Genomic DNA, 11849 nt, shown 5'->3' on the forward strand with positions numbered 1-11849 from the left:
TTAATCTGGGGTATGACGAGGTTCGTGCGATTCCTTCAGCCAGTGCGGCGCGCAACGCGCCCGGCAGGCCAAAAGAGACGGGAAAGCGCATGGCGCCTTCCCGTTTCGCTTCCGTCGGTTATTTCGCGATCGATGCGCTCTTCAGGCGGCCGAACGCACCTTCGATGAGGGCCTTCTGCTGCTCGTAGTGCTTCGCGTAGTAGCCAACCGCCGGCGAGGCCGAAGCCGGACGGCCGCTGTATGCCAGCTTCTGCCCTTCCTTCATGCCTTCCTTCAGATGGTGCTCGACGTAGAACCAGGGGCCCTGGTTCTGCGGCTCGTCCTGCACCCAGACCACTTCAGTCGCGTTCTCGTACTTCTTCATTTCGGCTTCGAACTGCTTGTGCGCGAACGGATACAGCTGCTCGATACGGATGATCGCGACGTCGTTCGCCTTCGTTTCGCGGCGATGTGCGACGAGGTCGTAATACACGCGGCCCGAGCACACCAGCACGCGCTTGACCTTCTTCGCGTCGATGCCGCCGTCGGTTTCGCCCAGCACCGGCTGGAACGAACCCTTCGCGAGTTCCGACAGGTCCGACACAGCTTCCTTGTGACGCAGCAGCGACTTCGGCGTAGCGACGATCAGCGGCTTGCGGAACAGGCGGATCATCTGGCGACGCAGCAGGTGGAAAATCTGCGCCGGCGTCGTCGGTTGAACGACCTGCATGTTGTGATCCGCGCACAGTTGCAGGAAACGCTCGATACGCGTCGACGAGTGTTCCGGACCCTGGCCTTCGTAGCCGTGCGGCAGCAGCATCGTCAGACCCGACACGCGGCCCCACTTCACTTCGCCCGACGAGATGAACTGGTCGATCACGACCTGCGCGCCGTTGACGAAGTCGCCGAACTGCGCCTCCCACAGCACGAGCGTGTTCGGCTCGGCGGTCGAGTAACCGTATTCGAAGCCCAGCACGGCTTCTTCCGACAGCACCGAGTCGATCACCGTGAACTTCGCCTGGCCATCAGCGATGTTCTGCAGCGGCACGTACGTGCCGTCGTTCCAGCGCTCGCGGTTCTGGTCGTGCAGCACCGCGTGACGGTGCGTGAACGTGCCGCGGCCCGAGTCCTGGCCCGTCAGGCGCACCGAGTAACCCGATGCGACGAGCGACGCGAACGCGAGGTGTTCGCCCATGCCCCAGTCGAGCGGCTGGTCGCCACGCGCCATGTTGCGACGGTCGTTGATCACGCGCTCGACGAGCGGGTGGACCTTGAAGTTTTCCGGGACCGTCGTGATGCGTTCGCCGAGGCGCTTCAGCTCTGCGAGCGGCACGGCCGTATCGGCTGCATCCGTCCACTTGCGGTTCAGGAACGGAACCCAGTCAACTGCGTACTTGCTCTTGTAGTTCGACAGGACCGGATCGACCGTGTGGTGGCCGTCGTCCATCGCCTTGCGGTACGCCTTCACGTAGTTGTCGGCGTCTTCCGCGGTGATCACGCCCTGCTGCACGAGCTTCTCGGCGTACAGCGCACGGGTGCCCGGGTGCTGCGCGATCTTCTTGTACATCAGCGGCTGCGTGACCGCCGGCGTGTCCTGCTCGTTGTGGCCCAGCTTGCGGAAGCAGACGATGTCGATCACGACATCCTTGTGGAACTGCATCCGGTAGTCGATCGCGATCTGGATCGCGAGCACGACGGCTTCCGGATCGTCGCCGTTCACGTGCAGCACCGGCGCCTCGATCATCTTGACGACGTCGGTACAGTACAGCGTCGAGCGCGCATCGCGCGGGTCGGACGTCGTGAAGCCGATCTGGTTGTTGATGACGATATGCAGCGTGCCGTGCGTGCCGTAGCCGCGCGTCTGCGCGAGGTTCAGCGTTTCCATCACGACGCCCTGGCCAGCGAAGGCCGCGTCGCCGTGGATCTGCACCGGCAGCACTTGCAGGCCGTCTTCGTCGCCGCGACGATCCATCCGCGCCTTCGCCGAACCTTCGACCACCGGGTTCACGATTTCGAGGTGCGACGGGTTGAACGCGAGCGACAGGTGGACCGGGCCGCCTTCCGTCGACACGTCCGACGAGAAGCCCTTGTGGTACTTCACGTCACCGGCCGGCAGGTCGTCGACGTGCTTGCCTTCGAATTCGGCGAACAGGTCGGCCGGCATCTTGCCCAGCGTATTGACCAGCACGTTGAGACGGCCACGGTGGGCCATGCCGATGATGATTTCCTGCACGCCGCGCTTGCCCGAGTGCTGGACGACTTCGTCCATCGCCGCGATGAAGCTTTCGCCGCCTTCGAGCGAGAAGCGCTTCTGGCCGACGTACTTGGTATGCAGGTAGCGCTCGAGGCCTTCAGCGGCCGTCAGGCGATTCAGGATGTGCTTCTTCTCGTCTGCCGAGAAATTCGGCGTCGCGCGGATCGACTCCAGTCGCTCCTGCCACCAGCGCTTCTGTTCCGGGTCGCTGATGTACATGTATTCGGCGCCGATCGTGCCGCAGTACGTGTCGCGCAGACCCTTGACGATGTCGCGCAGCGAAGCCTGGTCGAAACCGAAGTACAGGTTGCTTGCGCTGTACGTCTGGTCGAGGTCGCCTTCGGAGAAATCGTAGAACGCGGGTTCGAGCTCGGGAATGGCGGGACGTTCGCGACGCTTCAGAGGATCCAGATTGGCCCATTGCGAGCCGAGGAAGCGATAGGCGCTGATGAGGGACTGGACGTGCACTTGCTTGCGTGCCGCAGCCAGATTGGTGGTGCTTTCGCGCGGGATGAAGGCATTGGCCTTCGCACGCTCGGCGAACGATTCGACGATCGGGAAATGGGCGACGTCGTTGGCATTCGAACCGTCGGTTGCAGGGACATTCTGCAGCGCGTCGAAATACTCTCGCCAGTTCTCCGGCACCGATGCCGGATTGTTGAGGTATGCATCGTACAGTTCTTCAACGTACGAAGCATTGCCGCCGAACAGATAGGAGTTCAGCTGAAACTGCTTCATTACATCTGACATTTTACGCTCACCTTTCTTCGAGCTTCTCGAGAAATAGCGGGTTGCTCAACCTTCCGCGACACGGCCTGACCGTTTAGCGGATTGCGAATCAAGTCTTGCTTGGAAGGACCTAAAACTTGCGTGCGCGCAGCATATCACAGAACCGATACCGAAGTTCACGGCGAAATGTGCCTGAAAGCACCGCGCGACGGGGTTTTGCCGGATTGCCACGACCCGCAGGAACAGTGTTTTGCAGACACCCCGATTGCGCACTGCGCAGATGCGAAAAAGGCTGCCCGCAGGCAGCCTTTCCCGTGATGCAGCGAACGGACGAAACGCTTAGTCGATCGCGCCTTCGCGGCTCGCGCGGCGACGCTCGTGCTCCTTCAGGAAGCGCTTGCGCAGGCGGATCGACTGCGGCGTCACTTCGACGAGCTCGTCGTCGTCGATGAATTCGACTGCGTACTCGAGCGACATCTGGACCGGCGGCACGAGGCGCACGGCTTCGTCGGTACCCGACGCACGCACGTTGGTCAGCTGCTTGCCCTTGATCGGGTTCACGACGAGGTCGTTGTCGCGGCTGTGGATACCGATGATCATGCCCTCATAGAGCGCGTCACCCGGCTTCACGAACATGCGGCCACGATCCTGCAGCTTCCACAATGCGTAGGCCACGGCAGCGCCGTCGTCCTGCGAGATCAGCACACCGTTGCGGCGCTCGAACACCGAACCGTCCTTGACCGGAGCGTACGAGTCGAAGATGTGGCTCATCAGGCCCGTGCCGCGCGTGAGCGTCAGGAATTCGCTCTGGAAGCCGATCAGGCCACGCGCCGAGATCTTGTACTCCAGACGCGTGCGGCCGCGGCCATCCGACGCCATGTCGAGCATCTCGCCCTTGCGGCGACCGAGCTCTTCCATCACGCCGCCCTGATGCTCGTCCTCGACGTCGACGGTCAGCAGCTCGTACGGCTCGTGCCGCACACCGTCGATTTCCTGCATCACGACGCGCGGACGCGACACGGCAAGCTCGTAGCCTTCACGACGCATGTTCTCGACGAGAATCGTCAGGTGCAGTTCGCCACGGCCCGACACTTCGAACACCGTTTCGTCGCCGGTGTCTTTCACGCGCAGCGCAACGTTGTGGTTCAGTTCCTTCATCAGGCGGTCGCGGATCTGGCGGCTCGTGACGAACTTGCCTTCGCGGCCGGCGAGCGGCGACGAGTTGACGAGGAAGTTCATCGTCAGCGTCGGCTCGTCGACGGTGATCATCGGCAACGCTTCCGGCGTATCCACCGCGCAGATCGTTGCGCCGATGCCGACGTCTTCAATACCGTTGATCAGCACGATGTCGCCCGCTTCGGCCGACTCGACCTGAACGCGCTCGAGGCCCGTGAACGACAGCACCTGGTTGATCTTGCGGTTCAGCACTTCGCCTTCCGGGCCGAAGCGCATCGCGACCGGCTGGCCCGGCTTGATGCGGCCGCGCGTGATCCGGCCGACGCCGATCCGGCCGACATACGTCGAATAGTCGAGCGACGTGATCTGCAGCTGCAGCGGCGCATCCGGATCCGCCGGACGGACCGGCACGTGCTCGAGGATCGCCTCGAACAGCGGGCGCATGTCGCCTTCGCGCGCAGCCGGGTCGAGCGACGCATAGCCGTTCAGGCCCGATGCGTAGACGATCGGGAAGTCGAGCTGCTCTTCGGTTGCACCGAGCTTGTCGAACAGGTCGAAGGTCTGGTTGATGACCCAGTCGATCCGCGCACCCGGACGGTCGATCTTGTTGATGATGACGATCGGCTTCAGGCCGAGCGCGAGCGCCTTCTTCGTGACGAAGCGCGTCTGCGGCATCGGGCCCTCGACCGCGTCGACCAGCAGCAGCACCGAGTCGACCATCGACAGCACGCGCTCCACCTCGCCACCGAAGTCCGCGTGCCCCGGCGTGTCGACGATGTTGATGTGCGTGCCTTCGTACTCGACCGCGCAGTTCTTCGCGAGAATCGTGATCCCGCGCTCTTTTTCGATGTCGTTCGAATCCATCACCCGCTCCGCAATCTGCTGGTTCTCGCGGAAGGTGCCGGACTGGCGAAGCAGTTGGTCGACGAGCGTGGTCTTGCCGTGGTCGACGTGGGCGATGATGGCGATATTGCGAAGGGCGCGGGTCATAGAAACCTGGAAATCGTTTGAACGCGCAAAAGCGCCCGCTCGTTTTTCACGGGCGCGCGCATTGCAGCTTGGAAAGCCACAAATTATAGCACGTGCGAATGTCGAGAGCTGACGGGTACGTTGCGACGCAACAAAAGCCGGCCGGCTCGCCCTCCTCCCGGACATGCCCATCAATCGATGGCCTACGTCACCGGCGGGCCCAAAACCCTTACGGGGACAAGGGATTTGTGTGACGTAAAGCGCGCCCTTTGCCGTTCGATTAACATTTGCCGCGGCAAGCAACTGTGCCTATACTACTGCCTAGTCAACTATTGCAGCTTCAGGGTTTTATGTCGGATTCTTCTACCCCACCACCTGTTTCGCCGCTGTCCTCATATCAGATGAACGACAGCGTCGGTTATCTGATGTCGCGTGTGAAGTCGGTGATGACCAACCTCGTCACGCAACGCACGCAGGAAGAGCTCGGCATCACAGGCACGCAGGCGAGCATGCTGTTCATGATCGCGGTCGGCAAGTGCTCGACGGCCGCCGAGCTCGCGCGCGAATACGGGATCGACGCGAGCGCGGTCACGCGCCTGCTCGACCGGGTCGAGAAACGCGGCCTGCTGTCTCGCGTCCGCAGCATCGAGGATCGGCGTGTCGTGCGCCTCGAGCTGACCGACGAAGGCCGTGCGCTCGCCGAACGGCTGCCGCCGATTTTCCGCAGTGTGCTCGACCAGGTGCTGGACGGGTTTACGCCGGAAGAAGTCGGGTTCCTGAAGAGCATGCTGCGCCGCATTCTCAGCAACTACTGCGAGACTGCCGGCGGCAGCATCACGTAATAGTTGCCATAACAATTACTTTTGACAGATTAATGTAAGGAAATCCTTGCAGTGTCCATCATTCATTCCGAGTCAGGGATCAGCGCGATGAAATCCTCCCCGTTGTCCGTGCGCGCCAGGTCGTGCCGCACCGCCGTCGCCGCCGCGGCCGCCGCACTGGCGCTGGCGGGCTGCGCGAACTACATCGGCATCAAGAGCGACAAGCAGATCGCCCCCGCGTCGCAATTCGAATCCGCCCAGAGCCTGCCGGCCCAAGGCGGCCAGTGGCCGGCGCTCGACTGGGCCAGCCAGTTCGGCGATCCGCAACTGCCGAAGCTGATCGACGAAGCCCTGCAGGGCAATCCGTCGATCGCGCAGGCGCAGGCGCGCATCGCAAAGGCGTCGTCATACATTGAATCGTCGCGTTCGAACCTGATGCCGAAGGCGGAAGCCAGCTATTCGTGGACGCGCGAGCTGTATTCGTCGAACGCGCTGTTCCCGCCCCCGTACGGCGGCCAGTGGTACAGCGAGAACAATGCGCTCGCGAGCGCGTCGTGGGAACTCGACCTGTGGGGCAAGAACCGCGAACGCCTGCATACCGCCGTATCGCAGGAAAAGGCGGCCGAAGCCGACATGCAGCAGGCGCGCATCACGCTCGCGTCGTCGGTCGCACGCACCTACAACTCGCTCGCGCAACTCTATGCGCTGCGCGATATCGCACAACGCGAGATCACCAACCGCGAGACGGTCGGCAAGATCACCGACGGCCGTGTGTCGGCCGGCCTCGACACCAACGTCGAACGCCAGACGGCTCGCGGCAATATCGCCACGACCCAGGCTTCGCTGTCGGATCTCGACGGCCAGATCACGACGGTGCGCTACCAGCTCGCCGCGCTGCTCGGCAAGGGTCCGGATCGCGGGCTGCAGATCGCGGCGCCCGTGCTGAACCCGAGCGGCGAAGTGGCGCTGCCCGGCAACCTGCCGGCCGATCTCGTCTCGCGCCGCCCCGACATCGTCGCCGCGCGTTGGCAGGTCGAAGCCGCGATGCACGACGTGAAGGAAGCGAAGGCCGAGTTCTATCCCGACGTGAACCTCGCGGCCGGCTTCGGCTTCGATGCGTTCGGCTGGGGCAAATTCCTGAACTTCGCGAGCCGCCAGGCGCAGTTCGGCCCGGCGATCCACCTGCCGATTTTCGATGCCGGCGCGCTGCGCGCGCAGCTCAAGGGCCGTTACGCGGACTTCGACCTGTCGGTGGCGAACTACAACCAGACGCTGATCAATGCGCTGAACGACGTCGCGACGCAGGTCGCATCGATCCGCGCGATCGATCGCCAGATGGGCGATGCGCAACGCGCACTCGACGCATCGACGCGCGCCTACGACCTCGCAGTCATCCGCTACAAGGCCGGCCTGTCGCCGCAGTTGCAGGTGCTGACCGCGGACAGCAACCGCCTCGCATCGGAGCAGACGGTGACCAACCTGAAGATGCGCCGCCGCGACATGCAGCTCGCGCTGATCAAGGCGCTGGGTGGCGGGTTCGACGCGACCGGCACGCCGCTCGCCGCACCCGACGCCGACAAGCCGACAAAACAGGCCGCCAACTGATCCGGCGCCACCACTACGCAGACACTCGAAATAACGGACGGAGAAAATCGCCATGAGCGACCAACAAAACGCCGCCAGCGCGCAGCCGCAGAACAACGGCAAGCGCAAACGGATGATGACGCTGCTCGTCGCGGTCATCGTAATCGCGGCCATCGCGTATGGCCTGTACTACTTCCTCGTCGCCCGCTTCCATGAAGGGACCGACGACGCGTACGTGAACGGCAACGTCGTGCAGATCACGCCGCAGGTCACCGGCACCGTGATCGCGGTGAAGGCCGACGACACGCAGACGGTCAAGGCCGGCGATCCGCTCGTCGTGCTCGACCCGGCCGATTCGCAGGTCGCGCTGCAGCAGGCCGAGGCCAATCTCGCGCAAACGGTGCGCCAGGTGCGCGGCCTGTTCGTCAACGACGACCAGTACCGCGCGCAAGTCGCGCTGCGCCAGTCCGACCTGTCGAAGGCCGAGGACGACCTGCGTCGCCGCCTGGCCGTCGCGCAGACGGGCGCCGTGTCGCAGGAAGAAATCTCGCACGCGCGCGACGCCGTGAAGGCCGCTCAGGCATCGCTCGACGCCGCACAGCAGCAGCTCGCATCGAATCGCGCGCTGACCGCGAACACGACGATCGCCTCGCACCCGAACGTGCTCGCCGCGGCCGCGAAGGTGCGCGACGCGTATCTTGCGAACGCCCGCAACGTACTGCCCGCGCCGGTGACCGGCTATGTCGCGAAGCGCTCGGTGCAGGTCGGCCAGCGCGTATCGCCGGGCACGCCGCTGATGTCGGTGGTGCCGCTGAACGCGGTGTGGGTCGATGCGAACTTCAAGGAAGTCCAGCTCAAGCACATGCGCATCGGCCAGCCGGTCGAACTGACGGCCGACATCTACGGCTCGTCGGCGGTCTACCACGGCAAGGTGGTCGGCTTCTCGGCCGGTACGGGCTCGGCGTTCTCGCTGCTGCCGGCGCAGAACGCGACGGGTAACTGGATCAAGGTCGTGCAGCGCCTGCCGGTACGGATCGAACTCGATCCGAAGGATCTCGACAAGCACCCGCTGCGCATCGGCCTGTCGATGCAGGTCGACGTGGACATCAAGGACGAACGCGGCGACCAGCTCGTCAACGCGCCGAACACCGTCTACGAGACCAACGTGTTCGCGAAGTACGGCGACGAAGCTGACGCCGAAATCGCCCGCATCGTCGCAGAGAACGCAGGCGGCAACGCATCGGCGCCGGCTGCGTCGAAGTCGAATGCCGCCGCGAAGATGATGTAACCGTTCCGACTCCGGAAAAACAACCGACATGGCACAGGCTCCTGTCTCTCACCCGCCCTTGCAGGGCGGGCAACTCGTGATCGGAACGATCGCGGTATCGCTCGCGGTGTTCATGAACGTGCTCGACACGTCCATCGCGAACGTCGCGATCCCGACCATCTCGGGCGACCTCGGCGTGTCGTCCGACCAGGGCACGTGGGTCATCACGTCGTTCGCGGTCGCGAACGCAATCTCGGTGCCGCTGACCGGCTGGCTGACCGACCGCTTCGGGCAGGTGCGCCTGTTCCTCGCGTCGATCATCCTGTTCGTGATTTCGTCGTGGATGTGCGGGCTCTCGCCCACCCTGCCGTTCCTGCTTGCGTCGCGCGTGCTGCAAGGCGCGGTCGCAGGCCCGATGATTCCGCTGTCGCAGGCGCTCCTGCTGTCGAGCTATCCGCGCGCCAAGGCGCCGATGGCGCTCGCGTTATGGGCGATGACGACGCTGATCGCGCCCGTTGCCGGCCCGATTCTCGGCGGCTGGATCTCGGACAACTACTCGTGGCCGTGGATCTTCTACGTCAACATCCCGGTCGGCATCGCCGCCGCCGCCGCGACGTGGGCGATCTACCGCAATCGGGAGTCGGCCGTGCGCCGCGCGCCGATCGATGGCGTAGGCCTCGCGCTGCTGGTCGTCTGGGTCGGCTCGCTGCAGATCATGCTCGACAAGGGCAAGGATCTCGACTGGTTCGCGTCGACGACCATCATCGTGCTCGCACTGACTGCCGTCATCGCGTTCGCGTTCTTCGTCATCTGGGAATTGACCGCCGAGCATCCGGTTGTCGACCTGTCGCTGTTCCGCATGCGGAACTTCACCGGCGGCACGGTTGCGTTGTCGATCGGGTACGGCCTGTACTTCGGCAACCTCGTGCTGTTGCCGCTGTGGCTGCAGACGCAGATCGGCTACACCGCGACCGACGCCGGTCTCGTGATGGCGCCGGTCGGGCTGTTCGCCATCCTGCTGTCCCCGCTCACCGGGAAGTATCTGCCGCGCACCGATCCGCGCTTTATCTCGACGGCGTCGTTCCTGACGTTTGCGCTGTGCTTCTGGATGCGGTCGCGCTACACGACGGGTGTCGACGAATGGTCGCTGACGCTGCCGACGCTCGTGCAGGGCATCGCGATGGCCGGCTTCTTCATCCCGCTGGTGTCGATTACGTTGTCCGGCCTGCCCGGCCATCGCATCCCTGCGGCATCGGGCCTGTCGAACTTCGTGCGGATCATGTGCGGCGGTATCGGCACATCGATCTTCCAGACGGCCTGGGACCATCGCAACAACTTCCATCACGCGCAACTGGTCGAGCAGGCGAACGTCTACAACCCGACGTTCAACCAGGCCGTCACGCAGATGGGCAACCTCGGGCTGACGCCGGACCAGGCGCACGGGCTGATCAACAACATGGCCACGCAGCAGGCCGCGCAGCTCGGCGTGAACGACCTGTTCTACATCTCGGCAGCGATCTTCGTGCTGCTGATCGGGCTGATCTGGATCACGAAGCCCGAGCGCTCCGGTGGTGGCGATGCAGGTGCCGCGGCATCGGCTGCACACTGAGCACGTAGCCTGAACGCAAACAAAAAGCCCGGTCGACCGGGCTTTTTCATTTCGACGGGCGCGCGTTCGCTCGGCTGCGTCAGGCCGCCGTGACGACGAGCCGCTCCGGCGCCAGTACGCCGCTCGCCTTGCGAGCCACACCGAGCAGCCGAGTCGCGTCGTAAACACGCACACGCTCACCTTCGGCCGCATCGATCGGGTCGAGCGCCGACAGCGGCAGACGCTGGCCGTGCAGGAACCGCTTCGCGCTGGTCTCATCGAGACGAACCAGCGGAAACCTCGACAACAACGCGTCGACCGGCTGGAGCCACGCATCGCGCGACGCGTCGTCCGCATCGGACAGCGCATCGAGCGTCACCGCATGCTCGAGCGTCAGCGCACCGACGCCCGTGCGACGCAGCATCGTCAGATGCGCACCGCAACCGAGCGCCTCGCCGATATCCTCCGCCAGCGTGCGCACGTACGTGCCCTTGCTGCAGGTCACGCGAAACGTCACGTCAGGCAATTCGCACGCGAGCAGCGCGAGTGCGAGGATCGTCACGTTGCGGCCCTCCCGCTCGACGGTTTGCCCCGCGCGCGCATATTCGTACAGCGGCTTGCCGTCGCGCTTGAGCGCCGAATACATCGGCGGCACCTGTACGATCTCGCCGGTGAAGCGGACGAGCGCGGCTTCCACCGCCGCGCGATCGCATTCGACGGGCCGCGTGTCGATCACCTCGCCTTCCGCGTCGCCGGTGGCCGTACGCTGGCCGAGCCGCATCGTTGCTTCGTAGGTCTTGTCCGCCTCGAGCAGATCCTGCGAGAACTTCGTCGCCTCGCCGAAGCACAGCGGCAGCAGGCCCGAAGCCAGCGGATCGAGCGTGCCGGTGTGACCGGCTTTCTTCGCGAGCAGCAGGCGCTTCGCGCGAATCAGCGCGTCGTTGCTCGACAGGCCGACCGGCTTGTCGAGCAGGAGGACGCCGTCCAGCACGCGCCGGGGCACGCGCGGACGTTGGGATGCTGCAGTCGTCATAGGCCGGTCGAGCTCAGTCGTCCTTGGTGGCCGCGTCGGCCTCGTCGTCGTCCTTCGCGCGCGTCGAGTTCGCTTCCTTGATCAGGCGCGACATTTCCACGGCTTTCTCGATCGTCTGGTCGTAGTGGAAATGCAGTGTCGGCACCGTATGAATGTGCAGGCGCTTGAACAACAGGTTGTGCAAGTGACCCGACGCGTGGTTCAGCGCTTCCTGCGTCTTGGCCGGATCACCGGTCAACGCAGTGAAGTAGACCTTCGCGTGTGCGTAATCCGGCGTCAGCTCCACGCTCTGGATGGTCACGATGCCGATGCGCGGGTCTTTGACCTCGCGCATGATGAGTTCGGACAGATCCCGCTGAATCTGGTCGGCGATCTGAACGTTGCGATTGGGGGAAGTCCGTTTCCTGGACATGATCGATCCGTATCCTTTATCAGGATGAAGCGGCGGC

The 11849-nt window shown here is 64.1% G+C and carries 8 protein-coding genes; 4 read left to right on the top strand and 4 right to left on the bottom strand.

Translation table 11 applies throughout. The annotated features are described in order from the left end of the window. Nucleotides 1-118 precede the first annotated feature (118 nt). Together HWX39_RS23135 and typA are read right to left on the bottom strand one after the other, a co-directional pair. Nucleotides 119-2983, bottom strand: coding sequence for a 2-oxoglutarate dehydrogenase E1 component (locus tag HWX39_RS23135; RefSeq protein ID WP_175952946.1), 2865 nt, complete (start codon nucleotides 2981-2983; stop codon nucleotides 119-121). A 318-nt stretch (nucleotides 2984-3301) separates the two neighbouring features. Then, complete coding sequence (gene typA, locus HWX39_RS23140) at nucleotides 3302-5128, bottom strand: translational GTPase TypA (RefSeq protein WP_175970143.1); 1827 nt, start codon at nucleotides 5126-5128, stop codon at nucleotides 3302-3304. 329 nt (nucleotides 5129-5457) lie between these two features. Between typA and HWX39_RS23145 the strand changes: the two genes are divergently transcribed. From HWX39_RS23145 to HWX39_RS23160, 4 genes are all read left to right on the top strand, one after another. Beyond that, complete coding sequence (locus HWX39_RS23145) at nucleotides 5458-5949, top strand: MarR family transcriptional regulator (RefSeq protein WP_175970144.1); 492 nt, start codon at nucleotides 5458-5460, stop codon at nucleotides 5947-5949. A gap of 87 nt (nucleotides 5950-6036) precedes the next feature. Then, entirely contained in the window at nucleotides 6037-7533 is a 1497-nt protein-coding gene (locus HWX39_RS23150) for an efflux transporter outer membrane subunit (RefSeq protein ID WP_175970145.1), read from the top strand. Between the two features lie 52 nt (nucleotides 7534-7585). Next, nucleotides 7586-8800 carry an HlyD family efflux transporter periplasmic adaptor subunit gene (locus HWX39_RS23155; RefSeq protein WP_175970146.1) on the top strand — a complete coding sequence of 405 codons (1215 nt, stop codon included), beginning with the start codon at nucleotides 7586-7588 and terminating at the stop codon, nucleotides 8798-8800. Between the two features lie 28 nt (nucleotides 8801-8828). Next, nucleotides 8829-10388, top strand: coding sequence for a DHA2 family efflux MFS transporter permease subunit (locus HWX39_RS23160; RefSeq protein WP_175970147.1), 1560 nt, complete (start codon nucleotides 8829-8831; stop codon nucleotides 10386-10388). A 79-nt stretch (nucleotides 10389-10467) separates the two neighbouring features. On the opposite strand, the gene truB is transcribed toward HWX39_RS23160, so the two are convergent. After that, entirely contained in the window at nucleotides 10468-11400 is a 933-nt protein-coding gene (gene truB / locus HWX39_RS23165; protein ID WP_175970148.1) for a tRNA pseudouridine(55) synthase TruB, read from the bottom strand. Between the two features lie 13 nt (nucleotides 11401-11413). Continuing rightward, entirely contained in the window at nucleotides 11414-11812 is a 399-nt protein-coding gene (rbfA, locus tag HWX39_RS23170) for a 30S ribosome-binding factor RbfA (protein WP_021162402.1), read from the bottom strand. Nucleotides 11813-11849: the final 37 nt, after the last annotated feature.

Source organism: Burkholderia sp. BCC0322 (genome assembly GCF_902833045.1).
In the GTDB taxonomy this organism is placed as follows: Bacteria; Pseudomonadota; Gammaproteobacteria; order Burkholderiales; family Burkholderiaceae; genus Burkholderia.